Source organism: Actinoplanes flavus (assembly GCF_017592555.1).
GTDB lineage: Bacteria > Actinomycetota > Actinomycetes > Mycobacteriales > Micromonosporaceae > Actinoplanes > Actinoplanes flavus.
In genome coordinates, this window is record NZ_JAGFNS010000008.1 from 269,276 (window position 1) to 288,596 (window position 19,321).

Genomic DNA, 19,321 nt, shown 5'->3' on the forward strand with positions numbered 1-19,321 from the left:
CACCGGCTCGGCCCCGGCTACAGCCGTTCGATCAAGGTCCGGTACCAGGCGATGCCCTTGAGGTAGGCGTCGACGGTGATGTGCTCGTCGTGGGTGTGGATCGACTCGCGCTGCGCCTTCGTCATCTCGAACGGCGTGAACCGGTACACCCGGTCGCTGATCTTGGTGAAGTGGCGGGCGTCGGTCGCGGCCATCATCACGTACGGCGAGGTCACCGCGTGCGGGAAGTGCTCCTCGGTGGTGGCCGCGATCAGGTCGAACGCCTCGTCCAGCGGCGACGACGGCGACGGCTCGCCCGCGTCGACCACCCGGATCCGCACCTCCGGGTCGTCGATGACCTTGCGGACGTGCGCGATCGCCTCGGCCATCGTGTCGCCGACGAGGATCCGGATGTTCACCCCGGCGGTGGCCCGGGCGGCCACCACGTTGAGCGCCGGCGAGCCGCTGAGCGTCGTGACCGCGATCGTGCTGCGGGCCATGGCCGCCGGCTCGGGTCCGGCCAGCAGGAGCAGCCGGGTCAGCAGCGCCCGGCTGCGGACGGCGACGCTCAGCGCGTACCGCATCGGGGTTTTGGCATGGGGCGCCGCCCGGCGGAAGAGTTCGACGGTGGCGTCCGGCGCGGAAGCCCGCATGGGCGACCGGTCGAGCCGGGTGATGGCCCGCGCGAGCCGCGCGGTCGGCCCGAGCGGGGCCGGGGTGGAGGCGTGCCCGCCGCGGCCGTCGACGCGCAGTTCGAGGGAGGTGATGCCCTTCTCGGTGACGCCGATGACCGCGATCGGTTTCTCGACGCCGGGGAAGGCGTCGTACGCGACCGCGCCGCCCTCGTCGAGCACGAACCACGGGATCACCCCGCGCCGCCGCAGCTCCTCGACGGCGAGCGGGGCCGCGTCCCCGGCGACCTCCTCGTTGCAGCCGAACGACAGCCACACGTCCTGCGCCGGGGTGTGGCCGTCGGCGAGCAGGTCCTCGACGGCCTGGCAGATCGCGGCGAGGCTGCCCTTGCAGTCGAGGGTGCCGCGGCCCCAGATGATGCCGTCCTCGACGACCGCGCCGAACGGCGGATGGGTCCACTCGCCCTCGACCGGTACGACGTCGCTGTGGGCCATCAGCACGACCGGCCGGTCCTTGGCGAGGCCCGGCCAGCGGAACAGGAGGCCGTGACTGCCGACCCGGGTGAGCTCCAGCGTCTTGTGCAGCAGGGGGAACTGTGCACGCAACTCGGCGTGGAACGCGTCGAACACGGAGTGGTCCCAGGCCTCCGCATCCCGGGTGGAGACCGTGGGGATGCGGAGCAGTGCCTGGAACGATGCGATCGGTGTCACTCGGCGGGCAGGCTGTCCATGAACGAGCTGACCGAGAAGACCGCGTTGCCGGCGCCGGGCGGGCCGTAGCCGGGTGGGCTGGTCAGCCCGTTGGCCTCCATGGTCGCCCGATACGCCTCCAGAAGCCGGATGTGGTACTCCAGCGGGGCGCCCTCCGGGTTCATCTTGCCCAGCGGCGTGGTCGGCTCCGGGCACCAGGTGGTGAACCGCGGCGTGATCCCCCGGGACATGAAATATTGCAGGCCCTCGGTGGTCGACTTGATCGCCTCGTCGACGGTGGTGAAGCCGAACGGCGCGGCCATCTCGATGCCGGCCACGAAGTTGGGGATCACGTTGCGCGGCCCGAAGACCTCGGCCGAGGTGAGGATGCGGCGGTGCCACTCCTCCCGGCCGACATACCGCTCCTTACCGGGGCAGTAGCGCTCGAAGAGGTATTTGTCCCACACCTCGTAGTTCGGGTGGTAGATCCGGATGCCGTAGTCGTAGAAGCGCTGCACATCCTCCTTCGGCAGCGCCTGGGCCACGACCTTGCCGATCCACCGGCCGGGGAAGCGCTCCTCGATGGCCTGCGCGTACCGTCCGTAGAAGTCGGCCTCGGCCAGCCCGTCGACCTTGCTGGTGACACTGCCGCCGGTCAGCGTGTAGGCGTGCGACGTCTTGGCGGTGTCGTACTTGTCGATGATCGCCAGCGCCTCGAGCACCTCGTCGACCGGCTTCACCCCCGTGTAGGGGCGCCCGGCCGCCTTGTGCTGGCGCCAGTTGTGGTTGATGTCGCAGTACTGGCACTCCTCCTTGGCGCCGAAGTACTGGCACACCCGGAAGACCGTCAGGTAGACCAGGTAACCCCACTGGATCGTGGGGGCGACCTCCATCACCTGCTTGCCGTTGGCGAGAGTGTGCCGGTAGTAGTCCGGCATCGGCGGCAGCCCGACCTCGGCGATCTCGCGCCCGTCCAGGAACAGCTTGAGCCGCCCGTCGTCGCCCGGTTTCACCCGGTACGGCGAGGTGGGGTTGATCCGCACCGACACCACCGTGCGGCGCAGGTCGTAGGGCCCGCCGGTGAGCACGATCTCCTCCGGCGGTCGCCGCAGCGCCGCCTCACCCAGCTCGGGCAGGGTGCGGTGGTCGAACGAGAAGATGAAGTACGACTTCGGCTTCACGTCACCGTTCTCGTTGTCGGTGAGCGCCGAGTCGTCGAACGCCAGCCCGCCCCGCAGCAGGTCTTCCTTGATCACCGCCTCGCGCGGCACGTGCGGGAACCGCCCCATGAGATCTTCAACGAGATCCGTACGCGTCTGCATTGTTGACGTCCTCCCGCGTCGGACCGTAACACGCCAGTTGACCTCAACCGGGCTTGAGGTTCTACGGTTGCTCCGTGTCAAGCGTCACCGTGCGTTCCACGGACCACCAGGTCAGCGAATTGTTCCGCGCCGCCTTCCGCCGTCACGCGGCGGGAGTGGCGGTGATCACGGCGGCCGGCCCGGCCGGTCTCACCGCCTCCAGCGTGGCGTCCGTCTCCACGGCCCCGCCCGCGCTGTCCTTCTCGGTGATGGGCTCCCGCTCCGGCCGCGCGCTGCTCGGCGCCCCCAGCCTGGTGATCAACCTGCTCGGCCCCGGGCACGCCACGCTGGCCCGCGACTTCGCCTCCTCCGGCGGCGCCCGGTTCACCCCCGGTCAGGGCTGGGCCGACCTCCCGACCGGCGAGCCCTACCTGCCGGACGCGGTCGCCGCGCTGCGCGCCACTCCCCTGCACCGCGTCCCGGTCGGCGAATCCACCCTCGTCATCGCCGAGGTGATCGAGGTCATCCTGGGCGAGCCGGATCACCCTCTCATCCACCACGACAAGAACCTCTTCATCGGTACGGGGAAGCCCGCCCCCCACCACATCGAACCCCGCCCGTAGCGCACCGCGACCCGGGCGCGGGGCCGGCCCGTGCCGCCCGCGCCGGGCTGAGCTGCCGCTCCGGCCGCTGCGCGGCCTCACCCCCGCCTCACCCGGTCGAGCCACTCGTGCATCAGCGCCTCGAAAAGGACCGGCTGATCGATCTGCAGGTTGTGCCCCGCCACGTCGAGGACCGCGAACGTGGCGCGTGGGTAGTGCGGCAGCAGCCCGACGTGGTCCGCCCACCCGACGACGTGGTCCTGCCGCCCGGTGAGGATCAGTGTCGGCCGGCGGAACGGCTCGCCGGTCTCCGGTGGGACGCTCAACGCCCACCGCTGCTCGACCCGGGCGATCGCCTCCTGGTCGCCGATCTCCAGCCCCACCATGATCTCGTCGCGGAAGCGGGCCGCCGCCGCCGGGCTCTGCACCACCGCCATCTCGAGGAAGGCGGCCGCCGTCGCCGGGTCCAGCCCCGTGACGGCGGCCGGATCGGGCCGCAGCACCTCCCGCGCCGGCAGCGACCGCCGGGACGGCTGCACCTCGGCGCCGATCGGGCAGATCAGCGCCAGGCCGAGCACCTGGTCACGGCGGTCCCGGGTGACGGCCCGGCTCAGGTAGCCGCCATACGATTCCCCCACCAGCAGGAACGGCTCGTCGCCGAGCACCTCGCCGATGAACTCGTGCACGGCCGCCACCTGCCCGTCCGAGCTGTCCAGTGTGGGTGGCGCGGGCGACCGCCCCATCCCCGGCAGGTCGAGATAGACCCGCCGGTAGCCGGGCCGCTCGCCGAACACCGGCTCCAGGCAACCCGACATCAGCCGGTGATCGGCCGTCCACCCGTGCACGGCCACCACCGGCACGCCCGACCCGAATTCCACACTGTTCAGCCTCACCCGAGCATGCTCTCAGCCGGGTACGACACTTCAGTACCGGAGATGGGTCCGGGTCAGCTTGGCGATCTTCTCGACCAGGGTGACGCCCGCGGCCATCGTCCTGTTGTTGTGCGACAGGACGGCGACCGACACGTCGACGGCGCCGTTCTTCGCGGTGATCCGGCCGATCGTGTTGACCGCCCACAGGCCGCCGTCGGCCGACCGGGTGTCCCAGCCGTTCTTGACCGTGAAGATCTCACCCTTGCGGGCGACCGCCGGGACACCCCAGTCCTGTGCCTTGTCGACGGTGTTCATCAGGGTGAACGCGGTCTTGCGCGACGACGCGCTGAGCGGCCCCCTGGTATCGGCCAGTTCGGCGAGCAGCCGCACCTGGTCGGCCGCGGTGGTCCGGGTGAGACCCCACCGGCTGTTCACAACCGTGCCGGTCAGACCGAGCCGCTTGTTGCACCTGGTGACCGCGGTCCGGCCGCCGAGCCTGTTGTACAGCCTCGTCGTGGCGTCGTTGTCGCTGCGCCGGATCATCGGCTTGGCCAGCGCCATCTCCGCCGACGTGGGCCTACGGCCGGCGTCCTGCGCCCGGAGCAGCATGCAGGTGAGGATCTGCACCTTCACGATGCTGGCCGTGTCGAACCGGACCTTGCCCCGGTAGTGGTAGGACTGCCCGGTCCTGCGGTCCAGCACCGCCACCGAGAAGTCGGGGGTGCCGCCGGCCAGCTTCCTCAGCGCCGCGTCCAACTGCTCGACCTGTTTCGCCCGGTCGGCGGCCGCCAGGTCGGCGGCGCTCGGACCGGCCGGAGCCGACACCGGCGGGGCCACGGCGGCCGCGAGGGCGGCGCCGCCGGCGGTCAGCGCGGTGGCAGGTGCTCCCCCACTGTTCATCCGCGCCACGATAAGGCCGCCGCCACCGAGGGCCGCGGCGACCGCCACCCCGAGCATCATCGTCCCGGTCCGCGCCACGGCTCAGCCTCCCACCGGCAGGCCCGCCCGGTCACGGCCGGACCGGGCCGGGGTCACGTGCCCTGATCCCATGGGCGGACACTCTATCGACCCACCCGGCCTGCTGGTAGGAATTCACCGGTCCGGGCACGGGTACGGCGTACGACGCCGCACCAGTGACCGCCACCACCCGCCGCGGGCACCACCGGCGTGCCCGGCGTTCGTACGCTGTCCCGGTGAACCAGGAGAGCGCCCCCGCGCCGGCCGAACCCGCGCACGCCGTACCCGCCGTCATGGAGTCCCCGGCCCGTTCCGCTCCGCCGGCGCACGGGGTGGCGGGCTGGCTGCTGCGGCACCGGGTCCAGCCGGTCGGGCCGGCCGCCGAGGCCACGCACGGCGAGCAGCACGCCTGGTGGAAGGTGATGTGCCTGACCGGCGTGGACTACTTCTCCAGCCTCGCCTACGTGCCGGCCATCGCCGTGGCGGCCGCCGGTGTGGTCTCCCCGCTGGCCACCCTGCTGATCGTCGCGCTGACGCTGTTCGGGGTGCTGCCGATGTACCGGCGGGTGGCGAGTGAGAGCCCGCACGGCGCCGGCTCGGTGGCGATGCTGGAGAAGCTGTTGCCGTTCTGGCGGGGCAAGCTGTTCGTGCTGGTGCTGCTCGGCTTCGTCGCCACGTCCTGGATCATCACGATCACCCTGTCGGCGGCGGACGCCAGCGTGCACGTGATGGAGAACCCGTTCTTTCCGGAGTTCCTGCACGGCCACGAGGTCGGCCTGACCGTCGTGCTGCTCCTGCTGCTCGGCTTCGTCTTCCTGCTCGGCTTCAGCGAGGCCGTCGGCGTCGCGATCCCACTCGTCGCCGTCTTCCTCCTGCTGAACGCGCTGACCATCGGGGCCGGCCTGGCCGAGATGGTCGGCCACCCCGACGCCTGGTCGCGGTGGACGTCCGCGCTGACCGATCTGAGCGGCGGCTTCGGGCTCCTGGAACCGGCCGTCCTGGCGTTTCCGCTGCTCGTTCTGGGCCTGTCCGGTTTCGAGACGGGCGTGAGCATGATGCCGCTGGTCGCCGCCGACGGCGCCGACGAGAAGCAGCGCCTGGCGAACCGCATCCGTAACAGCCGCAAGCTGCTCACCACCGCCGCACTGGTCATGAGCGTCTACCTGCTCGCCGCCAGCCTGGTCACCACCGTGCTCATCCCGGCCGAGGAGTTCCGGCCCGGCGGCGAAGCCGACGGGCGCGCCCTGGCCTGGCTGGCCCACGCCTATCTCGGCGAAGCGGTCGGCACCGCCTACGACATCAGCACCATCCTGATCCTGTGGTTCGCCGGGGCCTCCGCGATGGCCGGACTGGTCAACATCGTGCCGCGCTACCTGCCCGGCTACGGCATGGCGCCGGAGTGGGGCCGCGCGGTGCGCCCGGTGGTGCTCGTCTACACCACCATCAGCGTCGTCCTCACCATCGCCTTCGGCGCCGACGTCAACGCCCAGGCCGGCGCCTACGCCACCGGCATCCTGGCGATGATGGTCTCCGGCGCCTTCGCCGTCGCCGTCTGGGCGATCCGCCAGCACCGCCGCCCGGCCGCCATCGGCTTCGGGCTGCTCACCGCCATCCTGGCGTACGCCCTGACCGCCAACATGATCGAGAAGCCGGACGGCATCGCCATCTCCGGCATGTTCATCGCCGGCATCATCACCGTCTCGCTGGTCTCCCGGGTCAGCCGCACCACCGAACTGCGGGTGGACCGCATCCAATTCGACGAGGCGGCTCGCCGGTTCGTCACCGACTCGCTCGCCCACGACGGCGCCCTCAACCTGATCGCCAACCGCCGCCAGACCGGCGACGCCGCCGAATACCGGTTCAAGGAACGCGAACAGCGCGGCGACAACCCGGTCCCGGGCACGGCCGACATCCTGTTCCTCGAGATCGACGTCGTGGACCCGTCCGAGTTCAGCGACACCCTCACCGTGCACGGGGTCACCGTCGACGGGTACCGGGTACTGCGCGCCGACGCCCCGGCCGGGCCGAACGCCATCGCGGCCATCCTGCTCGCGCTGCGCGACGCCACCGGCGTACGCCCGCACTGCTACTTCTCCTGGGCCGAGGGCTCCCCGCTGGTGCACATGGTCCGCTACTTCCTGCTCGGCCGCGGCGACACCGCCCCCGTCGTCCGGGAGATCATCCGCAAACACGAGTCCGACCAGTCCCGCCGCCCCGGGATCCACGTCGGATCCTGACCACCCACTCACGCCCGGCGGGCGCGGCACGGTCCGGACCCGGCACCGGCTCGCGGACATACCCGATCGGGTACGCGGAGCGCGTACCCGATCGGGGTTCGTCACCAACCGCTGAGCCGCAGCGGCGCCGCCGAGCGCCAGGCCTCGACGCAGGCCGCGGAATAGGGGTAGGTCTCGGGTGGGAGGGCGTCCCAGCGGAACCAGGCGATGCGCGCGCATTTGTGGGGTTCGGCGTTGACCGGGCGGCCGTGGCGTCCGGGCGTGAACGTGACCGCGAAGGCCAGGCCGACACGGGCGTGCCCGGACGGGGTCCGATGGTGGACGGTGGTGACCAGGCGCAATTCGCCGGGGGTGAGCCGCAGGCCGATCTCCTCGGCGGCCTCCCGGCGCACCGCGGTCAGGGCGCTCTCGCCGTGTTCCATCTTGCCGCTGGGCAGGTTCCACTGGCCGTCGGCGAAACCGGTGCCGGCGCGCAGCCCCAGCAGAACGCGGTCGCCGTCGGCGAGAATCAGCAGTACGTCGACCGGGTGCAACGGCGAGGCGGCCATCGGTCCAGGTTAGGTGGCCGGCGTTGACGGGACGGGCGGCGGCTGCCGAGACTTCTGGCATGAGGGCAGACGCGTGCCGGTGACCCCGCTGGTGGCCGGCGACCCGGCCCGGCTCGGTGACGTCGAGCTGCTCGGGCGGCTCGGGTCGGGCGGCATGGGGACCGTCTATCTGGGACGGGATGCGGACGGGCGGCAGGTGGCCGTCAAGGTGGTGCGGCCCGAGGTGTCGGCGGATCCGCGGTTCCTGGCCCGGTTCCGCAGCGAGGTGAAACGGGCCCGGCAGGTGCCGCCGTTCTGCACCGCCGCGGTGTTGCACTCGGATCTGGAACACGATCCGCCCTATCTGGTGGTCGAGTTCGTGGACGGGCCGAGCCTGGCCGAGGTGGTCCGGGACCGCGGCGCGCTGACCGCCGGCGACCTGTACGCGGTGGCCGTCGGCGTGGCCACCGCGCTGGTCGCCATCCACGGCGCGGGCGTGGTGCACCGGGACCTGAAACCGGCGAACGTGCTGCTCGCCGTCGGGCTGCCCAAGGTGATCGACTTCGGGATCGCCCGGGGCGCCGACCTGAGCGCCGATCTGACCGGCCCCGATCAGGTGATCGGGACGATCGGCTATCTGGCGCCGGAATGCCTGGACACCGGTGATCGCGGACGGGTCGGTCCGGCCGCGGACGTGTGGGCGTGGGGCGTGCTGGTCGGGTACGCGGCCACCGGCCGGACCCCCTTCGACGGCGACTCGCCGCTGGCCACCATCGGCCGGATCCTGACCCAGCCACCGGATCTGGACGGACTGACCGGTCCGCTGCGGCACCTGGCCGAACGGGCGCTCGCCAAGGATCCGGAGCACCGGCCCGCCGCCCACGAGCTGCTGGACGCGCTGCTGACCGCCGGCCGGCCGGGGCCGGACATGACGCCGGAGCTACGGAAGGTGGCCCTGGCCGCGCAGGCCGCCGGCCGCCCGGCGCGCCGGTGGATCGCCTGGTCGCTGGCGGCCGGCCTGGTCACCGCGCTGGTGGCCGGGTCCGGGATGGCGCTGGCCCGTTCCTACGAGCGGGCCGAACGGCAGGACCGGGCGCTGGTGCAACGGGATCTGCTGAACCGGTCGGCGGAGGTGCTGGACACCGATCCGGGATTGGCCGTGCGGCTCGCGGTCAGCGCCGAGGCGATCAGCCCGTCGGCGCGCGGCCGGGCCGCGGTCACCCGGGTTCTGGCCACCGGGTACGACGGTGAGCTGGGCGCCGGATCGGCGGTCTACACGGTGGAGTACCGGCCGGACGGGGCGATGGTCGCGACCGGCGGCGCCGACCGGGTCGACCTGTGGACGGTCGCCGATCACCGGTTCACCCCGGCCGCGTCACTGCCGGCCGACGGCGGGGAGACCACCGATCTGTCGTTCAGCCCGGACGGGAAACTGCTGGCCACGGCCGGTGGGCGGCTGCGGATCTGGGATGTCGCGGCAGCGAGGGTGCGATCCGAGATTCCGGGCGGCGCCTGGGACAGCGTGCAGTTCAGTGGGGACGGTCAACGGCTGCTGACCGTTTCCGATCGGATCGAGCTGTGGGATGTGCGGGAGCCGGCACGGCCGCGGGCGGTGTGGCGGATGGACGCGGGCGCGGTCACCCGGGGCGGGGCGCGGCTCCGCCCGGACGGCCGGGTTCTCGCGGCGGTCGCGGCCGGGGAACTGCTGACCGTGTGGGCGACGCCGCCGGACGGGCCGGCCCGGCAGATCGCGGTGATCGAGGACGCGAACGCGGTGCTGCACCTGGCGTTCAGCCCGGACGGCCGGACCCTGGCGGTGGCGACCGTCACCGACGGGATCCGGTTCTACGACGTGAGCGATCCGGCGCGGCCCCGCTACCGGGGTGCGGTCGGGGAGGAGGACGGGCCGCCCACCGCGGTGGCGTTCGACCGCACCGGGACGGTGCTCGCGGTCGGGAACGGGGAACGCACCGTCGCCCTGTGGAGTGTGGCCCGGCCGGGGCAGGCGGTGCCGATCCGGCTGCTGCGCCGTGACGGCGGCTGGGTGTCGTCGATCGACTTCACGCCGGACGGCAGCCGGGTGCTGACCGCCGGCTGGGAGGGGGCCCGCCCGTCGGCGGCGCTGTGGCGGCTGGACCCGCTCACGCCGCCGCGGCTGGCCGGGCTGCCCGGCGAGGTGGACCGGCTCCGGCAGGTCGCGGTGGCGGCGGACGGGCTGGTGGCGGTGTCCACGGCGGCGCGGACCACCTTTCTGGACGTACGGGATCCGGCTCACCCGGCGCGGGCACGGACGCCGCTCGCGGTGCGCGGGGCGTCCCGGCTGCGGCTCGGGCGCGACGGGACGCTGGTCCTGACCGGCGGGGCGGTGATCGACCTGTCCGGGGACGAGCCGCGGGTGCTGCTGGACGGGACGCTCCCGGTGCTCGACCTCGATCCGGAGCGCGGGCTGGCCGCGGTGCTGGACCGGGGATCGCGGGTGCTGATCTACCGGGTGCGGCCGGGTCCGGAGATCCTCGGGGCCGTTCCCGCCTCACAGAACGCGGTGGCGGCGTTCGATCCGGGTACCGGGGCGCTGGTCGTGGCCGACGACAACGGCGGCACCGAGTCGGCGCTGACCATCTGGGACCTGACCGACCCGACCAGCCCGCGGCGGGCGGCGTCGCTCGGCGGGCAGGGCGGCTTCCTCCAGGTCACCGCCCGTGACGGGCTGGTCGTCGGGGTGCATCGGGACGTGCTGACCTGGTCGTCACGCAACGGCGTGCCGGTGATGCGGTCCGCCCCGCGCGACCGCATCCCGGGCACCGTGGTCACCACGTTGTCGCTGAGCGCGGACCGGTCGCTGCTGGCCCTGACCAGCGGCAGCGGAACCGAACTGTGGGCGCTGCCGGACGGGGAGGATCCGCTGCCGGTGGCGGTGCTGCCGGGCGCGCACACCGGGTCGGCGTTCAGCCCGGTGCGGCCGCAGCTGGTGGCCGCCGACGTGGACGGGATCCAGATCTTCGACCTCGCCGGGCTGCGGGCGGTGCTCGCCGACCCACTGGCCGCCGCCTGCGCCCGGGCGAGCGGCCTCGATCCCGCCGAGTGGCCGGCGCACGTGCCGTCCCTGCCGTATGAACCGGCCTGCTGACACCGGCGCCGGACGATCACCCCGGACCGGGCCGGGGTGATCGTCACGCGCGGGGTCAGCGCTTGAGCGAGCCGGTGACGGTGCCGGTGAGCTGGTGGGCGAAGCACAGCACGGTCGGGTCGTTCGTCGTGCCGAGTTCGGCCATCCGGGCGGTGAAGAGGAAGACCTTCGCGTCCTCCGGCGCCTTCTGACCGGTGTACTTCTCGTACGCCTTCTCGCATCCGGCCTCGGCGGCGGCTTCCGGGTCGGTGACGCCGGTGGCCGGCAGGTCGTAGACGGCGACCACCTCGCTGCTGTGCGGCGAGGCGCAGGGCAGCACGTCGATGGAGGTGCCGGTCTGGTCGTCGAGGTCCTTGACGCAGTCGCCGGCGCGCAGGTCGCTGAGCGAGATGGAGCGTTCGCCGCGGATGACGCCGGCCGCGTCCCGGTCGGGCCCGTCGGCGATGTCGCGGGCGACGGCGACACCGATGGCGACGGCGAAGACGAGCAGCCACGCCCCGGTGATGCTCAGCGCGATGATGGCGAAGACCTTGCCTCGCTTGTCGCCGTTGCGGCGGCTCTGCTTGAGGCCGACGATGCCGAAGACGATGGTGAAGATCCCGGCGCAGCCGATGAGCGACAGGGCGAGCGCGGCGATGGAGAAACCGTTGGTCTTGCCGTTCCACTCCGGTCGGATCGGGGCGGCAGGAAAGGTGGGCGGACTCTGTGGATGCACCCGGGCACTCTACAGTCCTCGATATGTTTCGGATCTTGCTGCCGCGCTCGGTCGCGGGGTGGACGATCGCCGTCTTCGGCGTGATGGCCGTCTTCTTCGGTGTGGTCGGGCTGATCTCGCCGGAGACGGTGGCGGCCGGCGCCGGCTTCGGCGACCTGGACGGCGCGGGCCGCACCTTCGCGACGGCCTCGTCGATGGCGTCGCTGAACATGGGCGTCTACTACCTGGTGGCGACGGCGACCGAGTGGCGGCCGTTCTTCACGTTCACGGTGCCGTTCCGGTTGCTCACCTTCACGGTGTTCACCGGTCTGGTGGTGACCGAGGCGGCGCCGCGGGCGTTCTTCGGCGTGGCGGCGTGGGAGGCGGTCGGCGCGGTCGCCACCGGTCTCGGGTTGTGGTTCGACGCGCGTCGCCGTACGACCGTTTAGTCTGGTTCGATGCTGGACGACATCGATGTTCCCACCCTGTCGCGGCGGCCCGGCATCAAGTGGGCGCACGCCGGGGGCGCGATCCCGGCGTGGATCGCCGACATGGACTTCCCGATCCCGGATCCGGTGCGGGACGTGATCGTCGAGGCGGCCCGCACCGACCTCGGCTATCCGGTCTGGGAGCCGGATCCACGGGACAATCCGCTGGTCGGCGCCTACGTCGCCCGCACCGCCCGGCTCTACGGCCACACGCCCGACCCGGCCGGGGTCCGCCTGTTCACCGAGGTGATCCAGGCGTTGCAGGCGGTCCTGTACGTGGCGACCGACCCCGGTGACGCGGTGGCCATCCACACGCCGAGCTATCCGCCGTTCCTGGAGACGATCGAGCGGATGGGCCGCCGTCTGCTGCCGGTCCCGATGCGCGGCGACCGCACGTTCGACGTCGACCGCCTGGACGCCGACCTGCGCGCCCACCGCTGCCGCACGCTGATCCTGGTGAACCCGCAGAACCCGACCGGCCGCGTGTTCACCCGCGACGAGCTGGCCGCGGTCGCCGGGCTGGCCGAGCGGCACGATCTGCTGGTGATCGCCGACGAGATCCACGCCGATCTGACGTACGAGCCGCACCGTTTCCTGACGTTCGCCCCGTTCGCGCCGGACCGGACGGTCACCCTCACCTCGGCGAGCAAGGCGTTCAACCTGGCCGGGCTGCGCTGCGCGGTCGCCGACGTGGCGGCGCCGGGGGTCCGCCGGGGGCTGGACGCGCTGCCGCCGATGCTGCTGGGCCAGCCCGGCACCCTGGGGCTGCTGGGCACGCTGGCCGCCTGGGAGCACGGCGATCCGTGGCTGGCGCGGGTGCGGGCCCTGCTGGAGCGCAACCGGCGGATGGTGATGGACGCCCTGCCCGGCCGGGTGGCCGAGCCGGAGGGCACCTACCTGTCCTGGCTGGACCTGCGGGACCGGGGCCCGGATCCGGCCGCCCGGATCCGCGCCGAGGCGGGGGTGATGCTCAGTCCGGGGCCGGATTTCGGGCCGGGCGGCGAGGGCTTCGCCCGGCTGAACTTCGCGACGTCACGCCCGGTGCTGGAGGAGATCCTCCGGCGGCTCACAAAGTTCATAAGTGAACAAACTATTGCCGAGTAGTGACCAAAGAGTCGATCTCTCAGCATCTGGGGAAAAATCCGGATCGGAGCCGTGAAAGGTCAGTCTATTTGGGACACTTCCCGGCATGGCCGCGACAGATCTTCACCTCGTCGTCGACATCGGCGCCTGGTGGATCACCGCGGTGTCCGAGTCGGCCGGCACGATCCAGCCACTGGTCGTCGACGGTCGCGGCCGCTCCCCCAGCGGCGTCTTCCAGGACGGCGGGGAGTTCACGGCCGGCACGGCGGCGCTGACCGCCGGCACCTACCATCCGGACGGCTACCGGCCCGACCCGATGACGCTGCTGCGGCACGGCGGCACCTCGGACCCGAATTTCGACCCGGTGACCGCCGTGGCCGCGGTCCTGGCCCACGTCGCCGACCACGCCGCCGGCCGGATCACCGCCCTCACCGTGGTCACCGCCCAGGCCTGGGGCCAGCCGGCCCTGCATCGACTGTCCCGGGCCGCGTCCGCGGCATGCCTGCCCCGGCCCCGGGTGACCACCGCGGGCGCCGCCCTCGCCGCCCTGGCCGGCACCCGGGTCGTGCTGGTCGCCCTCACCGGCACGGCCTGGCCGGAGCTGTCCGTGCTGGCCCGGGGCGACGACGGCTACCGGCAGCTGGCCGCCGCCCCGGTCCGCGCCCCGGGCGCCCCGGCCGTCGACGAGGCGCTGCTGCGGATCGCCGCGGTCCGCGCCGGCTTCGAGGCCGACCCCGACGACTGGCGGCTCACCCGCGAGATCGAGCAGACCCGGGCCCGGCTGGCCGTGCAGCCACGCGCGCCGATGCTGCTGCCCGAGCCGCATCAGGCGCTCGTGCTGACCCGCGACGACCTGGCCATCGCGGCCGCCGCCCACGTCGACCGGCTGCCCGAGGTGATCAAGCAGGTGCTGGCCGACGCCGAGGTCACCCCGGCCGAGGTCGGCGCCGTGGTGCTGGCCGGCGAGGAGACCGGGCTGGCGACCGGGCTGCGCGGGGCCGGCCTGCCCGTGCCGATCATCGTCACCGACCCGCACGCCGCCGTCCGTGGCGCCGCCCGGGCGCCGCGCCGCCCCTGGTGGCGGCGGTGACCGGCTACTGGAAGACGATGGTGTGGTTGCCGTGCCGGATGACCCGGTCCTCGGCGTGCCACAGCACCGCCCGCGACAGCACGTCGCGTTCCACGTCGGCACCCCGGCGGCGCAGCTCGGCGACGGTGTGCGCGTGGTTCACCCGGACCACGTCCTGCTCGATGATCGGGCCCTCGTCCAGGTCCTCGGTCACGTAGTGCGCGGTCGCCCCGACCAGCTTGACGCCGCGGTGCTTGGCCTTCGCGTAGGGGTCGGCGCCGATGAACGCCGGCAGGAAGCTGTGGTGGATGTTGATGATCGGCACGCCGACCCGCTCGATGAAGTCGGCGGACAGGATCTGCATGTAGCGGGCCAGCACGATGAAGTCGACGTTGCCGGTCAGCAGCTGGAGGTGCTGCGCCTCGGCGGCCGACTTGTCCGCGCCCTGCGACGGCACGTGGAAGAACGGGATGCCGAACGAGCGGACCTCGTCGGCCGAGTGCGCGTGGTTCGAGATCACCATCGCGATGTTGATCGGCAGTTCGCCGCGCCGGTGCCGCCACAGCAGGTCGAGCAGGCAGTGGTCGGTCTTGGAGGCGAAGATCGCCACCCGCTTCGGCGCCGACAGGTCCCGCAGCGTGTACTCCAGCTCGAACCCGCCGGACAGCTCGGCGCGCAGGTCCGCCTCGATCGCCGGGAGAGCCGCCTTGAGGTCGGCGCGCCCGAAGACGGTCCGCTGGAAGAACGCCCCACCGTGCGGATTGTCCGAGTACTGGTCCAGCGAGACGATGTTCGCCCCGTGCCGCCCGAGCACCGCGCTGATCGCCGCCACGATGCCGGTCCTGTCCCGCCCGTGCACGATCAGCACGGCCTGGTCGGCGGTCTGCGGCAGCTCCGCCCGCGGGTGCGGGTGCGGCGCGGGAGCGTGCTGGGTCAACGTCACGTCGAGGCGTCCTTCCTCAGGGTCGTCGGGCCGGCGGCCACGGCCACCGAAGTCTAGAAACCTATCCCGATCTTGCCGACCCCTATCCCATCCGGGGGGCGTCAGGAGGCGAGGGTCACCCGCCAGACCCCCTTTTCGGTACGGGCATGCCCGTCCCCGGCGAAACGTGGCCGTTCCGCCTGTTCGCACCGGGCGCTGCCGGGTCACGGCCGCCGCGCGGCCGCCGGGCTGTCCGGGGTGGTCACCGCCACCGGCACCTTCCGGTACGCGTTGGTGCCGTCACCCAGCCGGCCGGCCAGGCCCTCGCCCCAGCAGTAGACGCGGAGGCCGCCGACCAGCCCGCACGTGTGGCTCTCCCCCGCGGTGAGCTGGGTGAAGACGGCCCCGGCCGGGGTCCGCACCGCGACCGGCACCGCCCGGTTCGCCCGGCCGCCGTAGCCCAGTTCACCGGAACCGCCCTGGCCCCAGCAGTAGGTCCGGGAGTCGCTGCCCAGCGCGCAGGTGTGCCCGCTGCCGGCGGCGAGCCGGGTGAACCTCACCCGGGCGGGGGACTTCACCGGCACCGGCCGGGCCCGGTTGGCCGTCCCGCCGTCGCCGAGTTCACCCGAGGTGCCCTGGCCCCAGCAGTAGGTCCGGGCGTCGCTGCCCAGCGCGCACGTGTGAAAGCGGCCGGCGGCGACCCCGCTCAGGCGCACCCCGGCGGGAGTCAGCACCGCCACCGGCCGCGACCGGTTCACCACGCCGCCGTCGCCGAGCTGGCCGTAGACGCCGTTGCCCCAGCAGTAGGCCCGGCCGTCGGCGGCCACCCCACAGGTGTGCCCACCACCGGCGCTGAGCTGCCGGAACCGGAGCGGCCCCGGCACCACCCCGGGCACCGGCCGCCGACCGAGTCCCCCGTCGCCCAGCTGGCCGTACTCACCCTCACCCCAGCAGTAGGCCCGGCCATCGGCGCCCAGCCCGCAGGTGTGGTCGTCGCCGGCGGTGAGCGCGACGAGCACCGGTCCCTTCACCGCCGCCGGGACCCGCCGGTCCGCGGTGCCGCCGTCGCCCAGCTGACCGAGCCGGCCGTCACCCCAGCAGTAGGCCCGCGCACCGCGGGCCAGCGCGCACGTGTGCCCGTCACCGGCGGTGATCTGGGTGAAGAGGATCCCGGCGGGCGCCCGCACGGCGATCGGGCGGGACCGGTTCGCGGTGCCGCTGTGCCCCAGCTGACCCTCGTAGTTGTAGCCCCAGCAGAACGCCCTTCCCGCGCCGTCCACCACGCACGTGTGGGCGTTGCCGGCGGCCAGCCGGGCGGCGGGATCCTCCGGTCCCGGGCCGGTCGCCGGTCCCGCCGTCAGCATCGTCAGGATCCCGATCAGGGCCATCGTCGTCGTCAGCACAGCATCGACCCGATCACGACCCGCGGCCGGCGGACCGGCGCCCGGAAAACTTCCACCTGTGTGGGTACCGGATTCCGCCGTTGTCGACCCGTGCCCTCCGATCGCGAACCGGGTCGCCGAGTGGGGCCTCGAACACGACGAGCGGAACTGCTACGCGTGACCGAAGGCGGCCGTCGCGATGCCCGGACATCGCGATGGTCCCGCCCAGCCCGGCGACGACGATCCTCATGCGCTCAGGCTATTCCGGCCTCCTTGGCGAGGATCGCGGCCTGGACCCGCGACGTGCACCCGAGTTTCGCCAGGACGCGGGAGACGTGCGTCTTGGCGGTGGCCTCGGTGATGGCGAGCTCGGCGGCGAGGTCGGCGTTGGACAGGCCGCGCCCGAGGGCGGCCAGCACGTCGCGTTCCCGGCCGGTCAGGTGGTCGACGGCGGCCGGGGCGGCGTTCGGCGCCGGGGTCCCGGCGAAGGCGCTGAGCAGCCGGCGGGTCACCTCCGGCGCGAGGATGCCGTCACCGGCGGCGACGCGGCGGACGGCGTCGATCAGGGTGGCCGGTTCGACGGACTTGAGGAGGAACCCGGCGGCCCCGGCCCGGAGCGCGCCGAACAGGTAGTCGTCGAGGTCGAACGTGGTGAGGACGAGCACGTCGGCGTGCCCGGCGGCGGTGATCTCGCGGGTGGCGTGGATACCGTCGGTGCCGGGCATGCGGATGTCCATGAGCACCACGTCGGGCCGCAGCGCGGACGCCTGCCGGACGGCCACCGCCCCGTCGGCGGCCTCCCCGACGATCTCGATGTCGGCGGCCGCCTCCAGCATGAGCCGCATGCCGGCCCGTACGGCGGCGTGATCGTCGGCCAGCAGGACCCGGATCATGTCTCTCCTCGCAGTGGCAGGGTGGCCCGGACCCGCCAGCGGTCGCCGTCGCGGGCGGCGGTCAGGTCGCCGCCGAGCAGGGCGGCCCGCTCGCGGATCGAGACGAGCCCGGTGCCGGCCGTCAGCGCGTGGTGATCGACACCGTTCGTACCGGTCAGCGTGTTGGTGATGGTGACCGTCAGCCGGTCGCCGTCGGGCCGCACGTCGAGGGTCACCGGCGATCCGGGGGCGTGTTTCCCGGCGTTGGTGAGCGCCTCCCCGACGATCCGGTAGACGGTCTGCGCCACCACCGCCGGCACCCGCGGGAGGTCCGCGATGCGGGTCTCGACGTGCGGGCCCGCGGCGGCGACCAGGTCGGGCAGCCGGTCGAGCCCGCCGGGCAGGGCCGGGTCGCGGGGCGCCGGGTCGTCGGCGCGCAGCAGCAGGATCATCGACCGCATCTCCTCGAGGGCGGCCAGGCTGCTGGTCCGGACCGCCTGGAGCGCGGCCCGGTCCCGGTCGGTGTCGGGCGGGCGGGCCAGCGCCGCCCCGGAGTGCATGGCCGTGGTGGTGAGGTGGGCCGCGATGACGTCGTGCAGGTCGCGGGCCATGGCGGCCCGTTCGGCGACGACCGCCTCGCGGGCCGCGAGTTCCCCGAGCCGCCGCTGCTGGCGGATGTTGCCGGCCCACCACAGTGGTACGAGCAGCAGCGTCACCAGCTGGAAGCAGATGAACACGGCGACCCGGAACTCCCCGGCGGCGAGCCCACCCACGACGGTCGCCGTGCCGGTGATCACGAACACGACGGTGGTGAGGGCGTTACGGGCCCGGTCGGAGGCGAACAGCCCGGCCGAGAACAGCAGGTCGAACAGCACCAGGATGACCGCGACACTCCCGCCGAGCAGCGCGTCCGCACCCAGGATCACGGTGCCCGCGCCGAGGGCGAGCATCGGGTGGCGGCGTTTGCCGAGCATGACGAGGCAGCCGGCGAACAGGGTGACGTGATGCCACGCCGGGGGGAGGTCGGTCGGGCTCCGCCACAGGCCGGTGAGGCCGACCAGGTTCAGCAGCACACCGGCCGCGAAGGTGGACACCGCGGTGACACGGTCCTGGAACCGCATGTCCGTACGCCACCGTTCCCGCACCGTCCCATCCCACCACGGCGGGGTCCGATGGTCGTACATCCTTCGGCCGACGCGCGCGCCCGGCCCGCTGTCCGAGAGTGGCGGACATGGATCTCGCGTCATTGGTCGTGCTCGCTCTCATCGACTCGACCAGCTTCGGCACCCTGCTGATCCCGATCTGGTTCCTGATCCAGCCGGGACCGGTGCGCGCCAGCCGGGTCCTGTTCTTCCTGGGCACGGTGGCGCTGTTCTACTTCGGCATCGGGGTGGCGGCGGCGCTGGGCGCCGACCGGTTCGTGCCGCAGCTGACCCGGCTGCTGGACAGCCGGCCGGTGCTGTGGGCGCTGCTGGCGATCGGTGTCGGCATGTTCTTCTACAGCTTCCGGATGGACGGCCGGAAGAAGCCGCTGCCCACGCCGCCGTTGGAGGGCAGCCTGCTGCCGCTGGCCGGGCTGGCGCTGGCGGCGGCCGCCGCCGAGGTGACGACGATGCTGCCGTACATCGCGGCGATCGGCCTGATCACCGCGTCGTCGATGAACGCCGCGCAGATCACCCTGACGATGGCCGGCTACTGCCTCGTGATGATCACCCCGGCGGTGGCGCTGCTGGGTGTGCGCCTGGCCACCGGCAAACGGCTGCTGCCGGTGCTGACCAGGTTCAGTGAGTGGCTGGCCCGCAGCGACATGATGGGCTGGGTGGTCGGGATCGTGGGTTTCCTGCTGGCCCGGTACGCGGCCGCCGGCCTGCATCTGATCGGCTGACA

General features: G+C 72.9%; 17 protein-coding genes. 7 read left to right on the forward strand and 10 right to left on the reverse strand.

What is annotated here, in order from left to right; translation table 11 throughout:
* Positions 1-17: 17 nt before the first annotated feature.
* Together J5X75_RS14800 and J5X75_RS14805 are read right to left on the reverse strand one after the other, a co-directional pair.
* A complete protein-coding gene (locus J5X75_RS14800; RefSeq protein ID WP_208467941.1) occupies positions 18-1,322 on the reverse strand; it encodes a M20/M25/M40 family metallo-hydrolase in 1,305 nt (434 codons plus the stop codon).
* Positions 1,319-2,623, reverse strand: a complete 1,305-nt coding sequence (locus J5X75_RS14805) for a radical SAM protein (RefSeq protein ID WP_208467942.1) — start codon at positions 2,621-2,623, stop codon at positions 1,319-1,321. The genes J5X75_RS14800 and J5X75_RS14805 overlap by 4 nt, the downstream gene beginning before the upstream one ends.
* A 74-nt stretch (positions 2,624-2,697) precedes the next feature.
* Here J5X75_RS14805 and J5X75_RS14810 point away from each other — a divergent pair, with 74 nt between their 5' ends.
* Positions 2,698-3,225, forward strand: a complete 528-nt coding sequence (locus tag J5X75_RS14810) for a flavin reductase family protein (RefSeq protein ID WP_307798082.1) — start codon at positions 2,698-2,700, stop codon at positions 3,223-3,225.
* Between the two features lie 77 nt (positions 3,226-3,302).
* Here J5X75_RS14810 and J5X75_RS14815 read toward each other — a convergent pair whose 3' ends face one another.
* Together J5X75_RS14815 and J5X75_RS14820 are read right to left on the reverse strand one after the other, a co-directional pair.
* The gene (locus J5X75_RS14815) at positions 3,303-4,097 is read right to left on the reverse strand and encodes an alpha/beta fold hydrolase (protein WP_307798083.1); all 795 of its coding nucleotides are present in this window, start codon (positions 4,095-4,097) and stop codon (positions 3,303-3,305) included.
* A gap of 30 nt (positions 4,098-4,127) precedes the next feature.
* The gene (locus J5X75_RS14820) at positions 4,128-5,054 is read right to left on the reverse strand and encodes a serine hydrolase (protein WP_307798084.1); all 927 of its coding nucleotides are present in this window, start codon (positions 5,052-5,054) and stop codon (positions 4,128-4,130) included.
* Between the two features lie 272 nt (positions 5,055-5,326).
* Between J5X75_RS14820 and J5X75_RS14825 the strand changes: the two genes are divergently transcribed.
* Positions 5,327-7,270 carry an APC family permease gene (locus J5X75_RS14825; RefSeq protein ID WP_208468019.1) on the forward strand — a complete coding sequence of 648 codons (1,944 nt, stop codon included), beginning with the start codon at positions 5,327-5,329 and terminating at the stop codon, positions 7,268-7,270.
* 101 nt (positions 7,271-7,371) lie between these two features.
* Here J5X75_RS14825 and J5X75_RS14830 read toward each other — a convergent pair whose 3' ends face one another.
* Complete coding sequence (locus J5X75_RS14830; protein WP_208467943.1) at positions 7,372-7,818, reverse strand: NUDIX domain-containing protein; 447 nt, start codon at positions 7,816-7,818, stop codon at positions 7,372-7,374.
* Between the two features lie 73 nt (positions 7,819-7,891).
* Between J5X75_RS14830 and J5X75_RS14835 the strand changes: the two genes are divergently transcribed.
* The gene (locus J5X75_RS14835; protein ID WP_307798085.1) at positions 7,892-10,924 is read left to right on the forward strand and encodes a WD40 repeat domain-containing serine/threonine protein kinase; all 3,033 of its coding nucleotides are present in this window, start codon (positions 7,892-7,894) and stop codon (positions 10,922-10,924) included.
* Between the two features lie 55 nt (positions 10,925-10,979).
* Here J5X75_RS14835 and J5X75_RS45965 read toward each other — a convergent pair whose 3' ends face one another.
* Positions 10,980-11,639 (reverse strand): DUF4190 domain-containing protein, encoded by a 660-nt coding sequence (locus J5X75_RS45965; RefSeq protein WP_208467944.1) that lies wholly within the window; start codon positions 11,637-11,639, stop codon positions 10,980-10,982.
* 32 nt (positions 11,640-11,671) lie between these two features.
* Between J5X75_RS45965 and J5X75_RS14845 the strand changes: the two genes are divergently transcribed.
* The 3 genes from J5X75_RS14845 to J5X75_RS14855 all read left to right on the forward strand — a co-directional run bounded on the left by J5X75_RS14845 (position 11,672) and on the right by J5X75_RS14855 (position 14,279).
* On the forward strand, positions 11,672-12,067 hold the full coding sequence (locus tag J5X75_RS14845) for a hypothetical protein (RefSeq protein WP_208468021.1): 396 nt from the start codon (positions 11,672-11,674) through the stop codon (positions 12,065-12,067).
* 9 nt (positions 12,068-12,076) lie between these two features.
* Complete coding sequence (locus J5X75_RS14850; protein WP_208467945.1) at positions 12,077-13,210, forward strand: MalY/PatB family protein; 1,134 nt, start codon at positions 12,077-12,079, stop codon at positions 13,208-13,210.
* Between the two features lie 85 nt (positions 13,211-13,295).
* A complete protein-coding gene (locus tag J5X75_RS14855; RefSeq protein ID WP_208467946.1) occupies positions 13,296-14,279 on the forward strand; it encodes an Hsp70 family protein in 984 nt (327 codons plus the stop codon).
* A gap of 4 nt (positions 14,280-14,283) precedes the next feature.
* Here the strand turns inward: J5X75_RS14855 and purU are convergent, their stop codons facing one another.
* The 4 genes from purU to J5X75_RS14875 form a co-directional block, all read right to left on the reverse strand.
* On the reverse strand, positions 14,284-15,201 hold the full coding sequence (gene purU / locus J5X75_RS14860; RefSeq protein WP_208467947.1) for a formyltetrahydrofolate deformylase: 918 nt from the start codon (positions 15,199-15,201) through the stop codon (positions 14,284-14,286).
* A 203-nt stretch (positions 15,202-15,404) separates the two neighbouring features.
* On the reverse strand, positions 15,405-16,583 hold the full coding sequence (locus tag J5X75_RS14865) for an RCC1 domain-containing protein (protein ID WP_208467948.1): 1,179 nt from the start codon (positions 16,581-16,583) through the stop codon (positions 15,405-15,407).
* 233 nt (positions 16,584-16,816) lie between these two features.
* Complete coding sequence (locus J5X75_RS14870; RefSeq protein WP_208467949.1) at positions 16,817-17,455, reverse strand: response regulator; 639 nt, start codon at positions 17,453-17,455, stop codon at positions 16,817-16,819.
* Positions 17,452-18,555, reverse strand: a complete 1,104-nt coding sequence (locus J5X75_RS14875) for a sensor histidine kinase (protein WP_208467950.1) — start codon at positions 18,553-18,555, stop codon at positions 17,452-17,454. Before J5X75_RS14875 ends, J5X75_RS14870 begins: the two co-directional genes overlap by 4 nt.
* Before the next feature lie 110 nt (positions 18,556-18,665).
* Between J5X75_RS14875 and J5X75_RS14880 the strand changes: the two genes are divergently transcribed.
* Entirely contained in the window at positions 18,666-19,319 is a 654-nt protein-coding gene (locus tag J5X75_RS14880; protein WP_238487958.1) for a GAP family protein, read from the forward strand.
* Positions 19,320-19,321: the final 2 nt, after the last annotated feature.